This is a genomic window from Methylobacterium sp. J-070, assembly GCF_022829385.1.
GTDB lineage: Bacteria > Pseudomonadota > Alphaproteobacteria > Rhizobiales > Beijerinckiaceae > Methylobacterium.
The window spans coordinates 1-23,682 of record NZ_JAKSXX010000101.1; the positions used below are offsets into that span (position 1 = coordinate 1).

Consider the following 23,682-nt stretch of genomic DNA (forward strand, 5'->3'; position numbering starts at 1 on the left):
ATCCGCTGCATCAACGCCCTGGTGCCGGTCAGCGCGGGCTCGATCGAGGTCGAGGGGATCGAGGTGACCGATCCCCGGCTCGACAAGCTGGCGCTGCGGCGCAAGGTGGGCATGGGGTTCCAGCAGTACAACCTGTTCCCGCACAAGACCGCGCTGCAGAACGTGATGATGGCCCCCATCCACGTACTCGGGCAGGAGAGGCGCGCGGTCGAGGCCCGGGTGCGGGCGCTGCTCGCCAAGGTCCGGCTGGCCGGCAAGGAGAACGCCTATCCCGGCGAGCTGTCCGGCGGCCAGCAGCAGCGCGTGGCCATCGCCTGTTCGCTGGCGATGCGGCCCGACGTGGTCTGGCCGTAAGCGGAATGACGGCTCCGGGAGAGGCCGGCCGGAAAAGCGGACCGCCCGCTATCGACCCAACCCCGTCGCACAGTTTACGGTCTACTCACGATCCGAGATCGACTCTAGGAAGGTCCCGTGTCAAATGTCTACCACCGTGTCTGGAATGGTCCGTCCGCTTGTGCTTGGCAAATCAGGCTCAGCAAACGTCGGCCGCCGGACACTTGCTCTTCGTCCCAGGTCGCGTAAGGTGTCGCCACACCGACAACAGCGTGCGTGAACCTTATAGTATTATTGTTCCGTCGAGTCCCATAACTTTAGTCTTTTCGCTCAATACATGCCATATCTGCATCTCCCCGGACCCCTTTACTTTTATAGACCCGCGCGCTTCGCAAACAAAATCATCTTTGATTATATTATAAGTTGCGTGCGTGATCTGAATAGTTTCGCTCTGGCCCTGAGACTCCATGCGGCTCGCCATGTTTACAGCATCGCCCCAAAGGTCATAGATGAATTTTTTCCGACCGATGACACCGGCGACCACTGGGCCTGAATTCATGCCGATGCGGAATGTTAGTCGCCTACCGTGGAACTCACGCGCAGCCACGCACGCTTGCATATCAAGCGCAAAGCGCGCCAAAGCGTGAGCATGGTCGGCACGTTGGCGCGGCACGCCGGAAACAACCATATAACAATCGCCAATAGTTTTGATCTTTTCCAAATGATATTTATCAACCAAAAAATCAAAACACATGAATACTTCATCGAGTAGTTCTACAAGCTCGATCGGCGACATCGATTGAGCTAAAGTAGTAAAACGAACGACGTCAGCGAATAATATGCTTGCTTCGTCGTATTGATTGGCAATTGTCCGAGGTTCACCCTTTAGTATGTTCGATATCTCGATGGGAAGGATATTTAGTAATAGCATTTCAGATCTCAATTGGAAATTATTCTTTCGATCAATGAAATAATAAAGCATACAAAATACGATGATGAGAACGCCACCAATATTCATTGAAAAGAAAAGAATTATAATCAATGGTGACAGCGCAGAGGGGGCGCCAGGGGATTGTAGGAGCGCGCTGGCAGCAAGCAGGAGAAGGAAGACCAACAACCAACCGATGGCGGCTCGATGATCGTGGACAACAAGAGCTCCTAATGGGCAAAGCGTCGACCAAACTATTACTGCGCTAGAATTGTTGAAACTACCAAGTACTATAGTCATAAGCCATGGCAATAGCAATATTAGAGCAAGCTGGGTAGATCGATAAAATCCGTAGCAGCGAAACGCCCCGAACAGGGCCGTGTTAGACAGCGACAATGCGCTGTACGCTGTGGGGATGGCGCCAGCGGTCTGTGCACCGGCAGCAATATAAATGCTGCCCCATATCGCGGCTACGAAGGCCGATGATAACACAATGCTGACGAGTATCGTCTTCTGCAACGCAACGTCGTCGCAGTCGCGCTGATCAGCGCCGATCTGGGCGATTAGGCGGGTTCGCATGTGATGCCCCGCTGGAAGGCGCACACGCTATGTTCGGTCGACCTCACGATACGGGCATGGGACAAGTCTTTTTCCGCAACATCGGTCAGTTGGGCATAGGAAACTTCTTTCATGGCGTTTCCCGACCTCAAGTGAAGTGCCTGAGCAAGTGGCGTGCAGTCCGACCTTGCGCTATCCGGATGACAACTAAGGGGCTTTCCTAAGGAAAAGGCTCAAATCTATCGCGAGACCAAAGGACAATTCTCTTCGATGTCGGAAGCGGATAATTCCAGAGGGCCACAAGTTGTCTCGTAGATCGCCTCGGCATCGACTGCGTCGTTCCTATGGCGCGGCTCGACCGGCTGACCCCTTCATGTAAGATCGTCGAGGCCGGCAATGAAAGCTGACACTTTAAGAGCCGCGCCTAAAGTCAGCGGTAACGGTCCTTGTGCAGCTACACATCCGACATCTGCTTGTGGGGTGAAAGGCGATTCTGCTCGAGGCGGCGCATCAGCTCAGCTAAAAGAGCAGAGCGTTGATAGGGCGAAAGCTTCGGCTACGCCTTATTCTCCGCGACGGTTCGACCACAGCCCAAGCACCACCGCGTGCGTACGCTGGAAGGCACGCGTGAGCCTGATTTCAGATCGGGCATGTGGCCTCACGCGGATCGAGCGAGAACAGCCGCCTGAGCGGTGTGCGGATGACGCATTTTACCCCACTTGGCTCGAAAGCAAGGTTCACGCTGCCGCCGAGCTCGTTCGTCAGCGCCCGTTCCAGGAGGCGTGAGCCGAAGCCTCGGCGAGTGGGGCGTGGCACCGGCGGACCTCCGGCCTCCTCCCAGGTCATCACCAGGTCGTCGTCCGTTGCCCACGTGACTGATACGCGCCCGTCGGCAGAGCTCAGCGCGCCATACTTCGTTGCGTTGGTGCCGAGCTCGTGCAGCGCCATGGACAAGGCAAGGACCTGTCCCGGGGAAACGATCAGTGACGGCCCCCTCGCGGCGATGCGCGCCTGCTCACCCTGAAAGGGTGAGACAGCTCCGGCGACCACATCCAGAAGGTCGGCTTCGATCCACTGTTCGTGCGTGAGGACATCGTGTGCATGCGCGAGCGCCATCAACCTCCCGACGAAAGTCTGATAGCCTCCCTCGGGGTCAGATCGGTCCCGCACGATCCGCGCGGCGAGTGCCTGGACCGTTGTGAGCGTGTTTTTGACCCGGTGGTTGAGTTCGTGCACCAGCAGGCTTTGCCGTTCCGCCTGCCGCGCCAGCTCCAGCTGCGCTCCCATTTCGGCTGTTATGTCGACGCTGATGGCCGTAATGAATTCAGGGTGCCCCTGCGAGTCGTGGACTAGGGATACGTTGTTGCGGACCCAGCGGGTGGTCCGGTCCGGCCGAACGTAGCGCTTCTCGATGACGAAAGGCGGACCGCCCTCGGCGAGAGCGCGGAACATCTGGACGTTTCGTGGGACGTCGTCCGGGTGCGTGACATCCTGCACCCGCAAGCGCCCAAGGTCCTCGCGCGTCCGGCCCAGTATCTCGCAGTATCTCTCGTTCGCCAGGACGAAAAAGCCATCCATATCGGTCTGCGCGATCCCGACGGTCGTTTGGTTGAAGATGTTGCCGAACCGGGCCTCGCTCTGGCGCAGAGCCGCCTCCGCTAGGACCCGCGTGGTGACCTCGTTGGATTGGTTGAGGATGCCGCTGACTTCACCGCCCGGGGTGAAGATGGGCTGAAACAAGACGTCGAAATACCGCATCGCGGGGGCGCCTTCGTCGCCGAGAAGTATGGGAACGGCATCCTCGCGGAACGGACGGCCGGTGCGGTTGACCTCATCGAGAATCCCGCCGAAGTTTCGCCCGACCAAACCTGGAACTGCGGCGAGGGGCAGCCCGACGATGCTGCGGCCCGAGAAGAGGCGGCGGCGGCGGCGTTGAGGTACTCGATCCTGTGTTCCACCCCGGTCAACACCGCCACCAGGCCAGGCGCGTTTTCGAAGGTCTGCCTGAGGACCTCGATGGCGACGCTGTTGGTGCGGGCCGGCAAATCGATACCCTCAATCAGGCAACATGCGGTAGCGTAACCGTGCGCCGTCAGGCAACACAGCTCTTGGTCTCCGAACGTGACCGTGAGTAATCATCGTTCGGAGCTCGGCGCTTTCAGGTCACGCGGGACGATCGATCTGCTATCGAAAATCGGACGCGTTCGCGCACGTGATGATCGTAATAGTCCGGAATAACGATTCGCGACGCTAAGGCGATGAGCTTGGTCTATATGATTGTGCGATCGAACAAGCATATTCACGCCCCAACGTGAACGGCCACCATTTAGCGCCCTCACCACCGGTCAGGCAGCTGGGTGAATCCCTAGGGTGAAACCGGATAGGCGCCGTTCCGTCCTCCCCGATGTAGCAAAAGGCGGAGGACAGAACCCTTGGACGTCCTGGCACCGATGCATCCGACCGAATCTCCCCTGACGGGAGACCCTACGCGCCGCAGGCGCAGGGCAGGCCTCGCGGCAGCCGTGCTCCTGATCGCGCTCTGGACGGCACGCTCATATTTGGCCGCGGTTGTCTGGGCCGTCATCATCGCCGTGGCGATCTGGCCCCTCTATAGCCGGGCGCAACGCGCCGGGACGTCCCGCGGTTGGCTCGCTCCCGCTCTGGTCACCCTATTTAGTGCGGCCGTGCTGATGACGCCTCTGTTGCTGGCCGCCGCTGAGCTCGGCCGGGAAGGACAGGCCGTTCTCGGATGGATCGATCGCGTCCAGCAGAGAGGCATTGAGATGCCGGAATGGATGGGGCGCCTTCCCATTCTCGGCGCGCACCTGGATCGCTGGTGGCGGTCTCACGTCAGCGAACCAGCAGGCTTACAGGCGCTCTTCGCGGAAATGAACTTCGAATCGTGGGCGGCTTGGATGCGCGGCTTCGGAGGAGAGATCGCCTATCGCGCACTCTTGGCTTTTGTGACCTTTCTAACTCTTTTCGCGCTCCTCCGGGACGGGGAGAAGGCCGGAACGCGCGTGCTCTGCGTTTCCGAAGAGTGGTTTGGGAATCCGGGCGAGCGGCTGTTCGAGCGATTGGCCTTTGCGATCCGAGGCGTCGTGAATGGAACGGTGTTGGTCGCCATCGGAGAGGGATTGCTGATTGGTCTTGGCTACTGGGTCGCGGGTCTGCCGCAGGCTGGGCTTTTCACTCTCCTGACCGTCGCGTTCGCGATGTTGCCCTTCGGAGCCTGGATTGCGTTCACGGCCGCGGCGCTGTTGCTGGTGGTCCAGCGTGAAGCATGGTTCGAGGCGGCCAGCGTCTTCGGCTGGGGCGCCGCCGTCATGCTGGCCGGCGACAACTTCGTTCAACCAGCCCTCATCGGTGGGTCCGCGCGAATGCCGCTCGTATGGACCATGATCGGCATCCTCGGCGGTCTCGAGAGCTTCGGGCTTGTCGGCCTTTTCGTCGGGCCGGTCGTGATGGCGGCGCTCTACTCGATCTGGCAGGATTGGGCAGAGCCTGGGGTGTCCGTCGTCGATAGAGCAGGCCGGTACTGATCGCTTCAGGGAAACGAAGTCAGCGAACAGCGACACGCCCAAAAGTTGAATCGCTTGGGCTTGGTCCTTGAGGCGGCGACTGCCGCGACGGCAAGTAATGATCCTACGGCACGACCTGCGCGACACCGCTTCGACCCCGCTTCTCAGAAGAGCTTCGCCCGCTGCAGCGCGAGCGCGATACCGGGATGCTGGCCGAACAGCGCCATGTAGGCGGCGCGCGGGACCCTGGCGATCCGGCAGCGGGTCTGGGTCTCGATCGTGTGGTCGAGCGAGTACCCCTGGAGGGCGCCGCGGTCACAGAAATCCCCGGGAATGAGATAGGCCAGGATCTGGCGCCGGCCCGATGCGCGACGCTTGTACCGCCCGGCGAACCGGGACAAGACGATGAGAGCGTGGTCGGCCACGTCGTCCTGCTCCACGAGGATTGCGTGCCGCTCGACCGTCCGGACATTGCGGGCCAAGCTTACGAGGGGCGCCCGTTCCAGCTCCGTGAGCGGGGCATAGCTGTCGAGCTTGCGGATCCGTGCAGAGACGGCATCGACGCCTTCCGGAGCCGTCCGCCGCGGCGAACGAACGCGTCCGGGTCCGGCGGTGTTCGTCATGGTGATCGCGACGACTGTCTCCATCGGGCTCGCTCCGAGATGGGAAGTCTATTCACCCGTTCCGACACGGCGCGTGCATCCGGCCCGTTCCTCAGGACTCCTCGGATCCGCCCGCTTCGATCTCCGCGCTCCGATAGGCCATCGCGGGTGCGAGCCGGGCAATGTGTGGCCACCACTGGGCGCGCAGGTCGATGTAGGCCTGCGCCGCCGCATCGTCGCGGGCGACCGCGATGCCGGCCTCGGCGAGCCGGGACGCGGCCCGCTCCCAATGGGCGCGCCAGCGCTGCCACTTGCGCGGATCGACGGCTTTCGCGACCGGATGATCACCCGGCAGGAACGTCGTTTCGAGGGTGACGACCAACATCTGGGCCACCCGCCAGAGCGCCTCGACTGCCGCGGCATCCTTCAACCATGCCGCGGCTTCGTCCGCGAGCGTGCTGCGGATCAGCGACACGGTGTCGAGGGCGAGGTAGGCCTGCGCCGAGACCGAATAGTAGGGTTTCTGGAAGCGGAAGTAGAACAGCACCGGGTAGAAGTGGTGGGTCTCCTTCATCTCGGTCATCGCGTCGGCGAGCGAGACGAGGTGGCTGTAGCCGCCGCTGAACTGCCCGCTTGGTCCGAGCCGAGCCAGCAGCGCGCCCGCGTCGGCGGTTTCCGCCGAGAGGACATGGAGCTGAAGGCCGAGCGCGTTGCGCTGCCGCAGGGCGCCGTAGACCTGCATGACGTAGGTCAGCACCAGCGAGGTCACCGACATCCCGATCAGCGAATTCACCAGGTAGACGAGCCGGTAGGCGTCGGTCGCGGGCCTGAAGTCGCTGGCTCCGACGATCGCCATGCTGCCGCCGCCGGCATACAGCGCGGCGAGGAGGTCCGTGGGGGTCGGGCCATTGCTCGCCTGAACGCCGGTCCCGAGCCCGGGATGAATGATGAGCCCGGCGCCGAGCGTCAGGCCGAGAGCCCAGAGCACGACGTAGAGCAGGAGGATGACCGGTCCGCAGAAGGACAGCACCGCGCCCCGATGCGTCCCGGCCGCCTCGGCCGCGCGGCGAAAGACCATCCAGGTGAGATGCGCGGCGCGCTCGGCGAGCAGGCCGGTGCCGATGCGGGCATAGAGGACGGTGAGGAAGACGTCGAGGAGGACGATGCCCATCACGAGGACGCCCGACGCGCGTTCGAGGACGGACACCATGATCAGCCGGTCGCAAGGCCCCGTGCGCCACAGGCGCCACCCTCGGTTCGAACCGGCTGCTGCCGCCCTCGTTTCCTGCGATCAATCCTTAGGACAATCCCGATCGGGATCAGGTAGGCGGCTGCATCTCCCGGCTCGGCTTCGGTGCTGCCGGAGGCGGCCCCCGGGTTCCGCGCCCGGCCGGTAACGCTTCTCCACGGCGCTCCAGAAGGCGCGCTTCAGTTCCGGGCACCGCTGGTCGAGGACCACCTCGATGGCCGCGGCGGCTTCGCGCGCACAGGCTGCGCAGTCTTCATCCGACATGAAGTCGGTCATGGCACCGCTCCGGACCGGCGGCCGACCAGGGCGCGCTCGAAGTGCAACAGTAACGATCGGCCTTTCCCGGAACGATCCGGGCATTTCCGTAGGGTCGGTGCGCACTTGATCCGGTTTTCAGATAAGTTTTTCTCGGCTTCAGAAACTCACCGACCCGGGAGAACTCTTGCAGATTCGTCCGGAGGAAGCAGGCCCGGGCGGCCCCGGTTCGTCCCAAACTCCATACCCGGAGGTCTTCAGGGCATCGAAGCAGGTCTTTCTCGGCACGAGAATCGCGGCCTTGGCCGGCGGTTCCGCGCAGGCGCAGCAATGGGCTGACAGCAATCAGCGCGTCACCCGGGACCAGGCGGATGGGCAGGGCACACAGATCTAGATCGGCTCGGCGGGCGGGCTGCAAACCCGGCAGGCCTTGACCCAAGAGGGCTACAGCAAGGGCGCCGTCGACGGGCGTTGGAACCCGCAGACCGCGACGGCAGCGCGCCGCTTCCAGCAGGCGGCGGGTCTCGAGCCCACCAGCACGCCGACCACGCTGCTGCTCGCAACGGTCGGCATGTCGCGCTGAAAACGGGGCGCGTTCATGGGCGGCATGACGGCGGCCGCGAATACGCCGGGCAATCCGAACCCGCAGACGAACGGGTCCTTCGCTTATTCGGATCCTGCGGATCGCGGCTCCGCGAAGTCCGATGCGGCCGCCGGCCAAGGCAGCGGCGACACCAACGCGGCGTCGGGCACGTGCCAACGGGAGCCTCGCGCGGCAGGTTCGCGTCCTGCCGCTTCGGCAGCCCGCCCGGCGATCATGCCGGGGCGGGCGTTCTGGCGGGCGCGCAAGCGCGTCGCCTTGTAGCATCGCCTGCGCCAGGCTCCGTGTGACCGTCTCTGACCGGCCGACAACCCCGCGAAGGGTGGCCGCATCCAGGGGCCGTCCAAGCCTGTTTACGAACCGATGATGCGCAAGCTGGTCGCTCGGGTGCAGGAGCGGTTGCCGAATTCGGCGCCCCATGGGCGCCGGCTCCTGTCGGAGCAGATCCAGGCCTTGGAGCAGGAGGCGCTGGAGCGCGGTACGGATCCCGGCACCCTGCGCTCGATTCACGCCATGCGGGCCTTCGTCCGGAAATGCGATCCGCCGCTGGATGCCTGAGGGGCCCGGCCGACGCGGCGCTGGGATTCGTGCGCGGCCTCCCTTGGCGAATACGCCCGCCCGAGGGCAGCGTGCAACTGGATGCCGGCTGCGCCCGGGCGGATCGGTGCCGGGCTCCGCACGCCTATCTGGGCCGCTCGGTCCCGTCGACGGCCTGCCGCAAGCCGGTGCCGCCTGCGCAGGCAGACCTCCCCTGGTTCGCGGCTCCGCTCAAGCCGGAGGTTTCCTAGGGGATTGTCCGCAGGAACGGCGCCCGCCCGGGCCCGGTTCGCCCCCTTGCAATCCCGACACCATCCCCGCGACGACCCAAGTCCGTAAGCGCCGGCCGCCCGGACTTGGCCCCGCACTTGAGCCGATGGGAGAAGACGGCAATGCGAGCCTTGGTTTGGCATGGGAAGGAAGACATCTGCTGCGACATTGTCAGCGATCCGGAGATCGAGGACGGGCGTGACGCGATCATCAAAGTCACGAGCTGCGCGATCTGCGGCTCCGACCTTCACCTGTTCCACAACTTCATTCCCGCCATGCTGCCGGGCGACGTCATGGGCCATGAGACCATGGGCGAGGTCGTCGAGACCGGGCGCAGTCTAAACGGGAAGGTGAAGAAGGGCGACCGTGTGGTGGTGCCGTTCACCATCGTCTGCGGCGAGTGCGACCAGTGCAAGCGCGGCTACTTTTCCGTGTGTCAGCGGAGCAACCGCAAGAAGCACCTCGCCGATAAGGTCTTCGGCCACACCACGGCGGGCCTGTTCGGCTACACGCATCTCACCGGAGGCTACCCGGGTGGGCAGGCCGAGTACCTGCGCGTGCCGTTCGCCGACACCACGGTCCAGAAGGTGCCCGAGGGCATCCCCGACGAAAAGCTGCTCTTCCTCTCGGACATCTTCCCGACCGGTTGGCAGGCGGCGGTGCAGGCTGACATCCAGCCCACCGACACGGTGGCGATCTGGGGCTGCGGGCCGGTCGGCCAGATGACGATCCGTTCGGCCGTCCTTCTCGGCGCCGAGCAGGTTATCGCCATCGACTGTCTGCCGGAGCGGCTGGAGATGGCCGAGGCGGCCGGCGCCATCGTCATCAACTTCGAAACCGAGAAGGTTGTCGAGCGGCTCAACGAGCTGACCGGGGGCGAGGGCCCCGAGAAGTGCATCGACTGCATCGGCATGGAGAGCCACGTCACGGCCGCCATGCCCGATACGGTCTACGACCGGGCCAAGCAGATCCTCCTCGCCGAGAGCGACCGGCCGCACGTGCTGCGGGAGATGATCTACGTGTGCCGACCGGGCGGCCTCCTCTCGATCCCGGGCGTCTACGGGGGGTTCGTCGACAAGATCCCGATGGGCGCGGCCATGAACAAAGGCCTGACGATCCGCATGGGACAGACCCACGTCCAGCGCTGGACCGGAGATCTCCTGCGCCGGATCGAGGAGGAGCAGATCGATCCCTCCTTCGTCATCACCCACGAGGTCCCGCTCGACAAAGGACCCGAGATGTACCGGACGTTCCGGGACAAGCAGGACAGCTGCATCAAGGTCGTACTCAAGCCCTGACCCTTCGCGAGGAAGACCATGACGAACATCTCAAGCATCGCGAGCCTTTCGAACATCACGCGGTCCCAGGGCGATCCGAAGGTCCTGCGTTCCGGGCCGAGTTCGCGCGGCGTGCCGGACAGCCTCGCCAAGGGGCTCGGTTGGTTCAGCCTCGGCCTCGGCCTCACGCAACTCCTGGCGCCTCAGCGCATCACCCGGCCGCTCGGCATGGAGGGCAAGGAGGCGCTGGTGCGTGTCTACGGCGCCCGGGAGATCGGCAGCGGCATCCTCTCGCTATCGGTCGACAAGAATCTCGGTCTCTGGAGCCGGGTCGCCGGCGACGGCCTCGACATCGCGACCGTGCTGACGGCGCTGCGGTCCGACAACCCGAAGCGCGGCAACGTCGCCGTCGCCCTGGCCGTGCTGGTCGGGATCACCGCGGTCGACCTGCTCGACGCGCAGGCCAGCACGGCCCGGCACAGCCGCGCGGTGGGCCGGAAGCGCTCCTATCGGGATCGCAGCGGCTTTCCGCGCGGCGTTCAGGCATCTCGCGGCGCGGCCCGAGACTTCAAGACGCCGCCCGACCTGCGGCATGCCCCGCCGCTCGCATCGGTGTCGAAGCGGACATCCACCGCTTGAGGCACACGTCTTTGAGTCAGCGACTCGCACAGCCTGGGCGCCCGACCGCATCGCGGATGCGGACATCCGAGCCGCCCAAGCCGGCTTTGGTCGACCAGACAACCGTTGTGCTGCATTCGGGGAGGACGTCGACGGCTCAGTACCCGCCGACCTTCGCTATCCGGGCAGCCGGAGCGGAACTCGGAGTTGGGTCAGCCACGCTCTCCGATGGCGGCTCAGCTTGGCAAAGATGCGAGGGTGTAACTGGAAACGCCTCGATGTCTGCTTCGACGGTATTGCCGCTCTGAAGCGGGCTGGCAGCAATCCACCCAACCCAGCCATTCAGGGACGCCAGGCGCGCGACCGGCTCTGGCCGAAAGCAACTCTTCCGCTTGCTGGTCGGCATCACGCCGAAGCCGACGTGCGCCTTGTGCCGAGCGCCTTCGCGGCGTCAGCTCGATGCTATGGCGCGACCGATCACAGTTGGGCGCCAAGCTCCGACGATAGTCTCTCGCCAGCTTCCCGCAGCCGCGTTTCCAGGTCTTTCGCTCGGTCTGCAGTGAGGCGCGATGAGGGACCTGAGAGGGCGAGAGCTCCGATCAGCCTCCGCTCGGTGCCGAAGACCGGCATCGCGATCGACGCAACATGGGGATCGGTGATGCCCGATGTGTAGAGCGGGATCTCGATCGTAGCCCTGTCCGAAGCCCTCCGGTCGCCGAAGGTTCGTAGGACCTGTGCGATAGCGGATTCGTCCATCGGCCGCATATCGCCTGGGCGGACGTTCATCCGTAGCGGCGACGGCGAGTCTGCCCGGAATAGGCAAATCCGCTGGTTGCCGCGACGTATGTAGAACGAGGCCGTCTCCAGCGACTCGGCGGCGAGCCGCTCCAGCACAGGGACGATCCGCTCCTCCAAGGCGAAGGACTGCTGGTAGACCGAGCCGATCCGGGCCGCCTCGACGCCGAGGCGGTAGCGCCCGTCATCCAGTCGCTCGATCAAGTCGAACTTCTCCAGCGAGATGCACAGTCGCATGATTGTGCTCTTCACGAGTGACGTGCGGCGGGTGAGCTCCGCGAGTTCGAGGGCGTCGTCGCCGCGTCGGAATGCCGTCAGCACCGTCAGGACTCTATCGGCCGAGGCCACCCCTTCGAGCTTCGGTCGTGTGCGAGCCTCCTTCGCCATGGCTTCGTGCTTACTCCGGCTCCGCGATGATCGGGGATCGCGATCCATAACCATCGGCCTTCCGGCCACCAAGCCATGACGCCGGGTTGCCAACGCCGCCGTTGACAGCGCGGTCCGCAACAGCGATAAAAACGAAACACCGTTTCAAAATGGTGATTCGGGAGTCGACGTCATGGCGCCAGGGCAACCGGCCGAGCCGGCCCGTGCTCAGACCTTCGGGGTCGATGAGCGAAGCCTCTACCGGAAGATGATGAGGCGGATCCTGCCGTTTCTCTTCCTCTGCTACGTCGTCAGCTATCTGGACCGGGTGAACGTCGGCTTCGCCGCACTCACGATGAACAACGACATCGGGCTCAGCGCGACCGCCTTCGGGATCGGCGCTGGACTGTTCTTCTTCGGCTACTTCGCCGCCGAGATCCCCAGTAACCTGATCATGATTCGGGTCGGCGCCCGGCGCTGGATCGCGCGGATCATGATCACCTGGGGGATGGTCTCCGCCGCGACGGCGTTCATGACCGGACCGATCCAGTTCGGCATCGCACGCTTCCTGCTCGGTCTCGGGGAGGCGGGCTTCGTGCCGGGCGTCTTCCTCTACCTGAGCCTGTGGTTCCCCTCGGCGGTGCGGGCGCGCGCCACTGCCCTGTTCCTGCTCGGCATCCCTGTCGCCAACATCTTCGGCTCGCCGATCTCAGGAGCGTTGGTTCAGTTCGAGGGCTATGGTCTGAAGGGCTGGCAGTGGCTGCTCATCCTTGAGGCCGTGCCCGCGATGCTGCTCGGCGTCGCCTGCTGGTTCGTGCTGACCGACAGGCCTGAGAAAGCAGACTGGCTGTCCGCTCCGGAGCGCGACTTCCTGATCGGCCAGCTGGCCGCTGAGAAGGCCGCCATCGAGAAGAAGCACAGCCTTACGCTCGGTCAGGCCCTGCGCAACTGGCGCGTCCTGACCCTCGCCGTCGTGAACTTCTGCACCATCATCGGCTCGCTCGGCATCGGGCTCTGGCTGCCGCAGATCATCAAGCAGCTCGGCGTCTCGACAACGCTGCTCGGCTTCGTGACGGCGATCCCCTACCTCTGCGGCGCGGTGGCGATGGTCGCGTGGGGCCGGATGTCGGATCGCGGCAGCGACCGGACGATCTACCCCGCGATCGCGCTGTTCGTCGGCTCGGCCGCCCTCGTGTCCAGCGCCTTCACACCGACTCCGGTCCTGACGATCGCCGCGCTCTGCGTGGCGGTGGCATCGATCAACGCCTGCGTCGCGACCTTCTGGGCCGTGCCCTCGGGCTTCCTCACCGGCCGCGCGGCCGCGGGCGGGATCGCGATGATCGTATCGATCGGCAACCTGGGCGGCTTTGCCGGCCCGTACATGATCGGGTCCGTCCGTGACCTCTCCGGCGGGTTCACGGCACCGCTGCTGGCCATCGGCTGCACCCTGCTGTTCGGCGCGACCCTGATGGTCGTCTTCGGCCGGCTCGTGCGGCGGGACGCCGTCCCGGCCGCCCTCTTGGCGTGAACCCATGATCCCGCGCCTCCCATCCCAATCCGCCGCGTCCACGATCTACCAGGACTTCTGCGCCGAGTTGCGGGCGCGGGGCTTCTCGGGGGACCTGACCCTCGGAGACGCCGATCGGACGGTGCTCGCCACCGACAACTCCATCTATCAGCTCATTCCACAGGCCATCGCTTTCCCACGGGGCACAGACGACCTCGTGCGCATCGCGCGGCTGCTCAACGAGGCTCGCTTCCGCGCGGTCAAGATCGCCCCCCGAGGCGGCGGCACCGGGACCAACGGCCAGTCGCTCACGGACGGCCTCGTGGTCGACCTGTCGCGGCACATGAACCGCATCCTGGAGATCGACCCGGAGCGCCGCACGGCACGGGTCGAGGCGGGTGTGGTGAAGGACCAGCTCAACGCGGCCCTGAAGCCTCACGGCCTGTTCTTCGCGCCGGAGCTCTCGACCTCCAACCGCGCCACCATCGGCGGAATGATCAACACGGACGCGTGCGGCCAGGGCTCCTGTCTCTACGGCAAGACCCGCCAACACGTGCTCGCGCTCACGACCGTCCTGCTCGATGGCACGGTTTGGATATCGCGGCCCCTCGGCAACGAGGAACTGGCGTCCGTGTCGGCCCGTCCCGACCGCGTCGGGGCCGTGCACAGGCTGGTCGACAGCGTCGAGCGGGAAAACCGTGCGCTCATCGCGGAGCGCTTCCCCAAACTCAACCGCTCGCTCACCGGCTACGACCTGGCCCACATCCGCGAAGCCGACGGTCGCTTCAACCTGAACTCGGTCCTATGCGGGGCGGAAGGCACGCTCGGCTTCGTCGCGGAGGCCGAGCTGAACGTCTTGCCGATCCCGCGCCACGCGGCGCTCGTCAACATCCGCTACGACAGCTTCGACGCCGCCCTGCGAGACGCCCACGCCCTGGTGGAGATCCAGGCGGCGTCGATCGAGACCGTCGACTCGAAGGTGCTCGACCTCGCCCGTACCGACATCGTCTGGCACGAGGTCGCCGCGTACTTCCCGGATGATCCCGAGGGTCCGGCGGCCGGGGTCAACCTCGTCGAGCTCCTGGCCGACGAAGCAGATCAACTAGAGGCTCAACTCGCCCGCGTGGCGGACAGGCTAAGCCGGGAAGGTCGTCGGTTCGGGCGGCGCGGCTTCACGGTCGCGCGCAACTCCGACGGTCGGGCCGCGCCCGGGCGCCCGACACCGGACGAGCGAGCTTATGCCCTCGCGGCCGATGGCGGCGCCCGGGCGGCGGAAGATGGCGATCAGGCCGAAGGCGCGGCCTCGGGCGTGGGGCCGCGGCCCGGCGCGTCGGATCCGGTCGAGAGGATCTGGGGCATGCGCAAGAAGGCGGTCGGCCTGCTCGGCGCGATGCAGGGCGGGCGCCGGCCGATCGCATTCGTGGAGGACACCGCCGTCCCGCCGGAGAACCTCGCGGACTACATCGCCGAGTTCCGGGCGGCCCTCGACCGCCGCGGCCTCGCCTACGGGATGTTCGGCCACGTGGACGCGGGCGTGCTCCACGTGCGCCCGGCCATCGACCTGACGGACCCCGAGCAGGTGCCCCTCATCCGCTCCGTGACCGAGGAGGTGGTGGCCCTGACCCGGAAATACGGCGGCGTGCTGTGGGGCGAGCACGGCAAGGGCGTGCGCTCCGAGTTCGTCCCGACCGTCTTCGGCCCGCTCTACCCTCAACTCCAGGCGATCAAGGCGGCGTTCGACCCGCATCACCAGCTCAACCCCGGCAAGATCGCGGCGCCCGACGCGGGCGGGCTGCTGCGCATCGACGAGGTACCGCTCAAGGGCGCGCAAGACCGTGCCATCCCGCTCGACACACGGCAGAGCTACGACAACGCGCTCCACTGCAACGGCAACGGCGCCTGTTTCAATTGGGACCCGGACGACGCCATGTGCCCGTCCTGGAAAGGCACGCGCGAGCGCCGTCACTCGCCCAAGGGTCGCGCCCAACTCATGCGCGAGTGGTTGCGCCGCCTCACCGCGGTGAGCGTCGACCCGGTCGCGCAGGCGCGGCGTCAGCGTGGGGCGTCCGGTTGGCGCATCCTGCCGAACCGGGTGCGCAACACGCTGGCCCGACACCGGGGCCAGGACGACTTCTCGCACCTCGTCAAGGAGGCGATGGACGGCTGCCTCGCCTGCAAGTCCTGCGTCGGGCAGTGCCCGATCAAGGTGAACGTTCCGGCCTTTCGCGCCAAGTTCCTGGAACTGTATTACGGGCGCTACCTGCGGCCGCTCCGCCACCACGCGCTCGCTTCTTTGGAAGCTCTGGTGCCCTGGCTCGCCAAGGCGCCTGTCCTCGTCAATCTGGCCACGTCGCTCAAGGCCGCCGATGCGATCGGTCTCGTCAAAACCCCCAAGCTCTCGCGCCTGAACCTCGAGCGGGAGATCGCCCGGCGAGGCGTCAGGCTCGCGACCGTGGAGGCGCTGTCCGGTTTGTCTGCCCCCGAGCGTCTGACCAGCGTCGTCGTGGTGCAGGACGCCTTCACGAGCTACTACGAGACGCCGGTCCTGCTCGACCTGCTCGATCTCCTGATCGCGGCCGGTGTCCGGCCCTGGCTCGCGCCCTACCGGCCGAACGGCAAGCCGCTGCACGTCCACGGCTTCCTCGGCCGGTTCGAGCGCCTCGCCGCCGGGAACGCCACCGAACTCGACCGCCTCGCCGCGACCGGCGTCGACCTGATCGGCCTCGACCCGTCCATGACCCTGACCTACCGGTCGGAGTACGCCGAGGCGCTGCCGGGCCGAGACGTGCCGCGCGTCCAGCTCGTGCAGGAGTGGCTCGCCGGTCGGCTGGATGGTGTGCCGCGGGCGGGCGGGCGCGAGACGTTCTGGCTGCTGCCCCACTGCACCGAGCGCACCACGGCGCAGCCGGCGGTGGCGGCTTGGGCTTCGATCTTCGACGCCCACGGCCTTGACCTCACGGTCCTCCCGTCCGGCTGCTGCGGCATGGCGGGCACCTACGGCCACGAGGCCGAGCACCGGGCGATGTCCGAGCGCATCTACCGACTCAGCTGGGCGAACCACGTGGCCGAGTGGGGCCGCACGGGCCGGCTGATGGCCGACGGCTACTCGTGCCGATCACAAGCCAAGCTCGTGGACGGAGTCCACCTGCCCCATCCCGTCTCCGTCCTTCTCGACCACGCGCGCGCCACCGCCGCCGCACCCCGTCGGTCCGCATCGCTGACCTGACCCTCACCGGGAACACCCCAAGGAGAACCCCATGGCAGATCGCGAACAGTTCAGGCTTGGCCTCGTCGGCTACGGCGAGATCGGCAGCACTCTCGGGGCGGGCCTGCGCGGCGCCGGCCTGGAGAGCATCGCCTGCTACGACAAGTACGCCTTCGACGGTCCCTACGCCGACCTCATCCAGGAGCGGGCGCGGGACGCCGGTGTCACGCTCGTGCGATCGAACGGGGAGCTGGCCGAAGCGGCCGACCTGATCGTCAGCGTGACGCCGGGCGTGGCCTCGCTGGAGAGCGCGGACGCCTTCGCCCCCGTGCTCACGAACCGCCACACCTTCCTCGACTTCGCCTCCGCCACGCCGAAGATCAAGCAGGGCGTGGCCGCAAGGCTGGAGGCCTGCGGCGCACTTCTCGGTGACTGCTCCATCGAAGGGACGCCGCTACACGGCTACGCGATGCGCATGCTGTCGAGCGGTCCTGCTGGCGAGCGGGTATGCGAGATGCTGAACCCCTGGGGCATGCAGATCGCGTTCATGGGGCCGGTGCTCGGCACGGCATCGGGCATCAAGATCATCCGCTCTGTGCTGATCAAGGGCATCGAGGCGCTCACCGACGAGATGCTGCTCGCCGGCCGGCAATACGGGATCGACGAGGTCGTCCTCGCCTCCGCGTCGAAGACCCTCGCCCGTCCGTGGATGGACACGGTGCAGAGCCTGACGCCGTCGGGGGTGATCCACGCCAAGCGCCGCGCCGAGGAGCTGGAGATGTCGGCCGAGGCGGTCGCCGACGCCGGGGTCGAGCCGATCATGGCCCGTGCCGTCGCCCAGCGCCTGCGCTGGAAGGAGAGCCTCGGCCTCAAGGACCACTTCAAGGGCGTCGTGCCGGCGACCTACCAGGAGGCCCTCGACGCCATGATGCTCAAGGCCGGCTTGAAGCCCGTCGACCGGAACTGATCCCCCATCGCCTGATCAAGGACGAACAGCCATGCCCATCGGGTTCAAGATCCATCCGCGCCTCCGCACCGTCGCCCCCGCCACCGTCGAGAAATTCAAGAGCATCGCGGTCGCCAACATCAGCGATTCCATGAACCGCATGAGCCACGGCGGCCCGCGACTGCGGCCCCTCCACGCCGGCGGCGTACTGTGCGGGGTCGCCCTCACCGTCCGGACGCGGCCCGGCGACAACCTGATGGTGCATGCCGCTCTCAACCGCGCGAAGCCCGGCGACGTCCTCGTCATCGATGCGGGCGGCGATCTGACCAACGCCATCATCGGCGAACTCATGCTCTCGCAGGCGCAGCACGTAGGCGTCGCAGGCGTCATCGTGAACGGGGCTGTGCGGGACTGCGGTTGGATCCGTTCGGGTTCGTTCCCGGTCTTCGCCGCCGGCGTCACCCACCGCGGCCCCTACAAGCATGGGCCGGGCGAGATGAACGCCACCATCGCCATCGACGGCATGGTCATCGAGCCGGGAGACCTGATCGTCGGCGACGACGACGGCTTCGTCTGCGTGCCCTTCGACCACACCGAGGAAGTCTTCGCCGCCGCCGACAAGAAGCAGCAGGGCGAGGCGAAGACCATGGCGGCGATCAGGGCTGGCACCGTCGATCGCTCCTGGGTCGAGCGCGCCCTCGCGGAGGCGGGCTGCGAGGGGATCTGACCTCCGAGCCGCGGGATCGTCAAAGGCTCACGCACGACGAACGTCGGACGGGCCGCATCTCATATCGATGGGAGGATGGAACGTGAGCATTTCCGAACAAGACACGCACGCGCTCGAGAAGGCGACGATGCGCCGGGTGATCCTGCGGCTCGTTCCGTTCCTGATGGTCTGCTATTTCTGCGCCCTGCTCGACCGGGTGAACGTCGGCTTCGCCGCCCTGCAGATGAACAAGGATCTCGGGCTCACCCCGGCCATGTTCGGCTTCGGGGCGAGCCTGTTCTTCGTCTCGTACTTCCTGGTCGAAGTGCCGAGCAATCTGGCGCTGCAGAAGTTCGGCGCCCGACGCTGGATCGCCCGGATCATGATCACCTGGGGGCTGGTCACGGCGTGCATGGCCTTCGTGGTCGGGCCTTATTCCCTCTACGCGATGCGCTTCATTCTCGGCGCGGCGGAAGCCGGATTCTTCCCTGGCGCGATCCTCTACCTGACCTACTGGCTGCCGAGTACGTATCGGGCGCGGATCATGGCGACCTTCACGGTCTCGATCCCACTCGCGACCTTCCTCGGCTCGCCGCTCTCGGTGACGCTGCTCGAACTCGACGGCACCCTCGGCCTCAAGGGCTGGCAGTGGTTGTTCGTGCTGGAGGGCATCCCCACAATCCTCCTCGGCATTGCCTGCCTGTTCGTGCTCACGGATCGGCCCAGCGATGCACGCTGGCTCGGGGATGCCGAGCGCAGTTGGCTCGTCGGGCGCCTCGACGATGAAGCAACGCGCAAGAAGCAAGTCGGCCACATCTCCCTCTGGCAGCTCGCCCGCAACAAGTACTTCCTGACCATGGCGCTGGTCTGCTCCGGCGCCTCGGCGACCGGCAGCGTCCTGTCGGTGTGGCAGCCGCAGATGATCAAGTCCTTCGGGCTGACCAACCTGCAGACCGGCTTCGTCAACGCGATCCCCTACGGCATCGCCACGGTGCTGATGGTGCTCTGGGGCCGCCATTCGGACCGGCACAGTGAACGGCGGTGGCACACGGCAATCCCGCTGCTGATCGCCGCCTTTGGCCTGTCGTACCTGAACCTGACCAGCAGCATCGCCACCGCCGTCCTGGCCGTGACCTTCGCCCTCGTCGGCGCCTACGCGTTCAAGGGGCCGTTCTGGGCGCTCTCGGCCGGGTGGCTCTCCCCGGGGACGCTGGCGGCCGGGCTCGCCGGAATCAACGCGATTTCCAACCTGATCGGCGGCGGCCTGATGGTGAACGTGGTCGGCCTCGTGAAGGACGCGACCGGCAGCTTCCCCCTCGGCATGCTCCCCGTGGCGGCGCTCGATGCCGCCGCCGCGATCAGCGTGATCCTGATCAGCCGCGCTCATGCCCGCGAGGCGCAAGGGGCGGCGCTTCCTGCCTGAGCCACCGTCCACGATCGATCACCGAGGACTTGCGATGTCGTTCTTCGCTCCCCCGCCGGCCGTGACGGCCGAGATCTTCACGCGCCTGCCCGACCACTTCCGCAACGCCCGGCCGACCGCCTGGGCGAACGCCAACCGGGGCGGTCACGCGATCGACTCCTTCCTCGAAGGCCCTGTCTTCGACCGGGCCGGGCGGCTCTACGTGACGGACATTCCCTTCGGCCGGATCTTCCGCATTGACCAAGCAGGCGATTCGGAACTCGTCGCCGAATACGATGGCTGGCCCAACGGCATGAAGATCCACCGGGACGGCCGGATCTTCATCACCTGTTACAAGCGCGGCCTGATGCTCCTCGATCCCGACACCGGGGCGGTGACGCCGTTCCTGGAGAATGCGGGCTCGGAGGGCTTTCGCGGGGTCAACGACCTGACCTTCGCCAAGAACGGCGACCTCTACTTCACCGACCAGGGCCAGACCGGCCTGCAGGACCCGACCGGCCGGGTCTACCGCCTGCGCCCCTCCGGCGAGCTGACCTGCCTGGTCGATACGGTGCCGAGCCCGAACGGCATCGTCATCGACGATGCCATGGGCAGCCTGTTCGTGGCCGTGACCCGCGCCCAGCAGATCTGGCGCATTCCCCTGAACGCCAGCGGCCTCGTCGCCAAGGTCGGCGTGTTCGCGCAACTGCACGGCGGCCTCGGCGGACCGGACGGCATCGCGCTGGATGCCGAGGGCTGCCTGATCGTCGCCCATACCGGGTTCGGATCGATCTGGCGCCTGTCGCCGGTCGCCGAGCCGCTGCTGCGGGTGAAATCGCCCGCCGGGATCTCGACCACCAACGTCGCCTATGGCGGCCCGGACGGAACGACCCTGTTCATCACCGAATCCCAGACCGGCAGCATCCTGACGGCGCGGATGCCGGTCGCCGGCCAGACGCTCTTCTCGCATCACTGAACGGACCGGACGGATGACCACCCCGATCACCCGCCGCGCGCATCTCGCGGCCCTCTTGGCCGGCGGCACCATCGCCGCCGGGCTGCGGCCCGCCGCGGCGCAGACCGTGCCCTGGTCCTCGGGCACGGATCGGCCGACCTTTGCCGTGCCGCCGGACGCCACCGATTGCCACCACCATATCTACGACGCGCGCTTCCCCGCCGCCCCCGGCGCGACCCTGCGGCCGCCGGATGCGAGCGTCGCGGATTACAAGCTCCTGATGCGCCGGCTCGGCATCACCCGGCACGTCGTGGTGCAGCCCTCGACCTACGGGGTCGACAACAGCCTCCTCGTCCAGTCCCTCAACGCGTTCGGGCCCACCGCCCGGGGCATCGCGATGCTCGACGCCTCGGTCACGCCCGAGGAGCTGAAGCGCCTCGACGGGGCCGGCATCCGGGGCGTGCGGTTTGGGACGCGCCTGCCGGGCGGGGCGCCGATCACCGACATGGTGACGGTCGCACGGAAGATCGCCGATCTCGGCTGGCATATCCAGCTGGTCTCTGACGGCGACAGGATCGTGGACCTGGCCGATACCCTGAAGGGCATGCCGGTCCCGGTCGTGTTCGACCATATGGGCCATCTGCCCGAACCCGCCGGCCCCGACCATCCGGGCTTCAAGGTGATCGCCGACCTGATCGAGACGCACGGTGCCTGGGTGAAGCTCACCGGCGCCTACATTCTCTCGAAGGTCGGGCCGCCGAGCTACGCGGACCGGAGCCGCCTCGCCCGCGCCTACGTGCAACTCGCCCCCGAGCGCCTCGTCTGGGGCAGCGACTGGCCGCATCCGACCTCCCCGGCCGACGCGAAGCCGGACGATGCCGTGCTCCTCGACCTCCTGGCAAACTGGGCCCCCGATGAGGCCGTGCGGAACCGGATCCTCGTGGCCAACCCGGCCAAGCTCTACGGCTTCTGAGTGCGCCCGCCCAAGCGGAGGATCCCCGGTGATGGATCCCTTGCCCCGAACAGGGCGGAACATTTTGGGGCGGGGCGGCGCCCTGGCATAGGAGCGTCTAGGCGGAGTGTAGCATTCTCATACGTCCGCTAACAGGCGTCACGCCGATCTCCGCTCCTGGCGCATTCCAGCACCGGGGTTGAGCATATGCCGCTCAACCAATACCTCGGTCAGCGAGGGGAAGCTTCGCGCTTGGCCATCATCTGAAGACCCTTCAAGCGCCGTCGCAGCCTCGCGATCTCGGCCCCCAGTACGCAGGTGATGGCATAGCGTCGTCGTGCCTTTCAGGAGCCGTCCGGCCGGCGCGTTGTAATCGTCACTTCGCGGGTCAGCGCACGCTGGCGCGCCTCAGCCCTTGCCCGACGTGCGGCCGCTATGGCACTCGGCGGGGATAAGCACACCCGCTCCGCCACGGCGCGCTGACGTGCCCAGGCATGCAGCCCTTCGCCCGGCGTCGCGGCAAGGGCCTGAACCCGGCTCGGAAGCACCTTTGCCGTTTCGAGGTGCTGAATCGCCCGTACGTCTCGGCTGATCAGCTTGCGAGCCGCCAGCTGCTCGGCCGCGGTCGCCCCGCCATACGAGACGAACCGCTCGGCGATCAGGTGGAGGTCGTGGGTGGTGCGCGAGCGCTTACACCCACTCAGGGTTTCAAGCTCGGCCATGATCGCGCCACGAAGGGGGCTGGCGCTGACTTGGACGTAGGTCGCATGGGCCAAGGCTATGACTTCGAGGTCCTGAGCGTCCGATGCCTTGCGGATGTTCAAGCCGGCTCGCTGCAGCCAACCTGCACCGTCGAGCGGCTGCGATCCGACACCGTTGACCTGATGCAATAAGCGTTCGGCTTCGGCCGCCACAGCGTCCCGGCCGCCAGCCTCAGCGCTGACACTACCTGACTCGGCAGACCCACTTCCAGCCTTGGCAGCTGTCGGCCCGTCGGGCGCCTTTGGCGAAGCTCGGCGGCGCGGCGGCTGAAACGGTGCGTGGGGGCTGAGTCGGTTGAAACGAAACGCTGGAACTGTGTCGTTGAGCATTACCTCAATTCATCCCGATTAAACGGCCACGCTTCGGGTAAGCGCGGCACTTCGTCGGTTTGAATTGGCTTCGCGCTGAGGCAGCGGAGAGACCCGTTTGCCCATCGGCTCCGACACGGCCTCAACTCGCAGCGGTAGCTATAGGGTAGCTAGCGCCGCCGGCTAAGGCGGGTCCTCTCAACTGAGTGCTTGTAGATGTTGGTGAGCGCGCTGGGACTCGAACCCAGGACCTACAGATTAAAAGTCCGTTGCTCTACCAGCTGAGCTACGCGCTCGCGTCCCGGGCCGCCGGCAGCGGCCTGTCGGGGACAGCGGGTCCGCAATAGGTGAGCGGGACCGGAGGGTCAACACGGGGTCCCGAGCCACGCTCAGGCGGCGTCGCCCCGGGCGCGCTCCACGATCGCCCGCGCCTCGTCGAAGGCGGCATCGGCGTCGAGATCCGTCGTGTCGAGCCGCACCGCGTCGTCCGCCATGCGCAGGGGTGCGGCGGCGCGGGAGGCGTCGCGGGCGTCGCGCGCCTCGATGTCGGCGAGGATCGCCGCGAAGGAAGCGGCCTCGCCGCGGCCGGCCAGTTCCCGGTGGCGTCGACGGGCCCGCTCCTCCGAGGAGGCGGTGATGTACAGCTTCACCCCGGCCTCGGGACAGACCACGGTGCCGATGTCGCGCCCGTCGAGCACGGCGCCCTGCGGATCGGTGGCGAAGCGGCGCTGCCACGCGAGCAGGCCCGCGCGGACCGCCGGCACCGCCGAGATGCGCGAGGCCGCCTCGCCCATCGCCCGCTCACGCAGGCGCGGATCGTCGAGCTTCCCCGCGTCGAGGTCGCGGGCCGCCTGGCCCGCGGCCGCTTGATCCTCGAGGGGGAGGCCGGCATCGATCAGCGCCAGCGCCACGGCCCGGTAGAGGAGCCCCGTATCGAGGTGCGGCAGCCCGTAATGGTCGGCCAGGCGCTTGGCGAGCGTGCCCTTGCCGGAGGCGGCGGGTCCGTCGATCGCGATGACGAGCGGCATG

19 protein-coding genes, 1 tRNA gene and 1 pseudogene are annotated in these 23,682 nt (G+C 66.4%); 13 read left to right on the top strand and 8 right to left on the bottom strand.

What is annotated here, in order from left to right:
• Nucleotides 1-345: pseudogene (locus MKL01_RS07290) on the top strand (ATP-binding cassette domain-containing protein); the annotation flags it as partial.
• Between the two features lie 271 nt (nt 346-616).
• On the opposite strand, the gene MKL01_RS07295 reads toward MKL01_RS07290, so the two are convergent.
• Together MKL01_RS07295 and MKL01_RS07300 are read right to left on the bottom strand one after the other, a co-directional pair.
• A complete protein-coding gene (locus MKL01_RS07295; protein ID WP_243904547.1) occupies nt 617-1,840 on the bottom strand; it encodes an adenylate/guanylate cyclase domain-containing protein in 1,224 nt (407 codons plus the stop codon).
• A 618-nt stretch (nt 1,841-2,458) separates the two neighbouring features.
• Nucleotides 2,459-3,685, bottom strand: coding sequence for a sensor histidine kinase (locus tag MKL01_RS07300; protein WP_243904548.1), 1,227 nt, complete (start codon nt 3,683-3,685; stop codon nt 2,459-2,461).
• A 566-nt stretch (nt 3,686-4,251) separates the two neighbouring features.
• On the opposite strand from MKL01_RS07300, the gene MKL01_RS07305 reads away from it, so the two are divergent.
• On the top strand, nt 4,252-5,361 hold the full coding sequence (locus MKL01_RS07305) for an AI-2E family transporter (protein WP_243904549.1): 1,110 nt from the start codon (nt 4,252-4,254) through the stop codon (nt 5,359-5,361).
• A 143-nt stretch (nt 5,362-5,504) separates the two neighbouring features.
• On the opposite strand, the gene MKL01_RS07310 is transcribed toward MKL01_RS07305, so the two are convergent.
• Together MKL01_RS07310 and MKL01_RS07315 are read right to left on the bottom strand one after the other, a co-directional pair.
• Nucleotides 5,505-5,987, bottom strand: coding sequence for a Crp/Fnr family transcriptional regulator (locus tag MKL01_RS07310; protein ID WP_243904550.1), 483 nt, complete (start codon nt 5,985-5,987; stop codon nt 5,505-5,507).
• A gap of 67 nt (nt 5,988-6,054) precedes the next feature.
• The gene (locus MKL01_RS07315) at nt 6,055-7,152 is read right to left on the bottom strand and encodes a two pore domain potassium channel family protein (protein WP_243904551.1); all 1,098 of its coding nucleotides are present in this window, start codon (nt 7,150-7,152) and stop codon (nt 6,055-6,057) included.
• A gap of 724 nt (nt 7,153-7,876) precedes the next feature.
• On the opposite strand from MKL01_RS07315, the gene MKL01_RS07320 reads away from it, so the two are divergent.
• From MKL01_RS07320 to MKL01_RS07335, 4 genes are all read left to right on the top strand, one after another.
• Nucleotides 7,877-8,029, top strand: coding sequence for a peptidoglycan-binding domain-containing protein (locus MKL01_RS07320; RefSeq protein ID WP_243904552.1), 153 nt, complete (start codon nt 7,877-7,879; stop codon nt 8,027-8,029).
• A 381-nt stretch (nt 8,030-8,410) separates the two neighbouring features.
• Nucleotides 8,411-8,605, top strand: coding sequence for a hypothetical protein (locus MKL01_RS07325; protein ID WP_243904553.1), 195 nt, complete (start codon nt 8,411-8,413; stop codon nt 8,603-8,605).
• 371 nt (nt 8,606-8,976) lie between these two features.
• The gene (locus MKL01_RS07330) at nt 8,977-10,152 is read left to right on the top strand and encodes a zinc-dependent alcohol dehydrogenase (RefSeq protein ID WP_243904554.1); all 1,176 of its coding nucleotides are present in this window, start codon (nt 8,977-8,979) and stop codon (nt 10,150-10,152) included.
• A gap of 18 nt (nt 10,153-10,170) precedes the next feature.
• Nucleotides 10,171-10,770 carry a hypothetical protein gene (locus MKL01_RS07335; RefSeq protein WP_243904555.1) on the top strand — a complete coding sequence of 200 codons (600 nt, stop codon included), beginning with the start codon at nt 10,171-10,173 and terminating at the stop codon, nt 10,768-10,770.
• A gap of 456 nt (nt 10,771-11,226) precedes the next feature.
• Here MKL01_RS07335 and MKL01_RS07340 read toward each other — a convergent pair whose 3' ends face one another.
• Nucleotides 11,227-11,931 carry an IclR family transcriptional regulator gene (locus tag MKL01_RS07340; RefSeq protein WP_243904556.1) on the bottom strand — a complete coding sequence of 235 codons (705 nt, stop codon included), beginning with the start codon at nt 11,929-11,931 and terminating at the stop codon, nt 11,227-11,229.
• Nucleotides 11,932-12,103: 172 nt separating this feature from the next.
• Between MKL01_RS07340 and MKL01_RS07345 the strand changes: the two genes are divergently transcribed.
• From MKL01_RS07345 to MKL01_RS07375, 7 genes are all read left to right on the top strand, one after another.
• Complete coding sequence (locus MKL01_RS07345; RefSeq protein WP_243904557.1) at nt 12,104-13,438, top strand: MFS transporter; 1,335 nt, start codon at nt 12,104-12,106, stop codon at nt 13,436-13,438.
• 4 nt (nt 13,439-13,442) lie between these two features.
• Complete coding sequence (locus MKL01_RS07350) at nt 13,443-16,643, top strand: FAD-binding and (Fe-S)-binding domain-containing protein (protein ID WP_243904558.1); 3,201 nt, start codon at nt 13,443-13,445, stop codon at nt 16,641-16,643.
• 31 nt (nt 16,644-16,674) lie between these two features.
• A complete protein-coding gene (locus tag MKL01_RS07355; RefSeq protein ID WP_243904559.1) occupies nt 16,675-17,589 on the top strand; it encodes a DUF1932 domain-containing protein in 915 nt (304 codons plus the stop codon).
• Between the two features lie 31 nt (nt 17,590-17,620).
• Entirely contained in the window at nt 17,621-18,295 is a 675-nt protein-coding gene (locus MKL01_RS07360; RefSeq protein WP_243904560.1) for an RraA family protein, read from the top strand.
• A gap of 67 nt (nt 18,296-18,362) precedes the next feature.
• Nucleotides 18,363-19,697, top strand: a complete 1,335-nt coding sequence (locus MKL01_RS07365) for an MFS transporter (protein ID WP_279604463.1) — start codon at nt 18,363-18,365, stop codon at nt 19,695-19,697.
• Between the two features lie 34 nt (nt 19,698-19,731).
• Nucleotides 19,732-20,652 (top strand): SMP-30/gluconolactonase/LRE family protein, encoded by a 921-nt coding sequence (locus MKL01_RS07370; protein ID WP_243904562.1) that lies wholly within the window; start codon nt 19,732-19,734, stop codon nt 20,650-20,652.
• Between the two features lie 13 nt (nt 20,653-20,665).
• Nucleotides 20,666-21,604 carry an amidohydrolase family protein gene (locus tag MKL01_RS07375; protein ID WP_243904563.1) on the top strand — a complete coding sequence of 313 codons (939 nt, stop codon included), beginning with the start codon at nt 20,666-20,668 and terminating at the stop codon, nt 21,602-21,604.
• Nucleotides 21,605-21,927: 323 nt separating this feature from the next.
• Here MKL01_RS07375 and MKL01_RS07380 read toward each other — a convergent pair whose 3' ends face one another.
• The 3 genes from MKL01_RS07380 to cmk form a co-directional block, all read right to left on the bottom strand.
• Entirely contained in the window at nt 21,928-22,497 is a 570-nt protein-coding gene (locus MKL01_RS07380; protein WP_243904564.1) for a hypothetical protein, read from the bottom strand.
• A 376-nt stretch (nt 22,498-22,873) separates the two neighbouring features.
• A tRNA-Lys gene (locus MKL01_RS07385) sits at nt 22,874-22,949 on the bottom strand.
• A 93-nt stretch (nt 22,950-23,042) separates the two neighbouring features.
• Complete coding sequence (cmk, locus tag MKL01_RS07390; RefSeq protein ID WP_243904565.1) at nt 23,043-23,681, bottom strand: (d)CMP kinase; 639 nt, start codon at nt 23,679-23,681, stop codon at nt 23,043-23,045.
• Nucleotide 23,682: the final 1 nt, after the last annotated feature.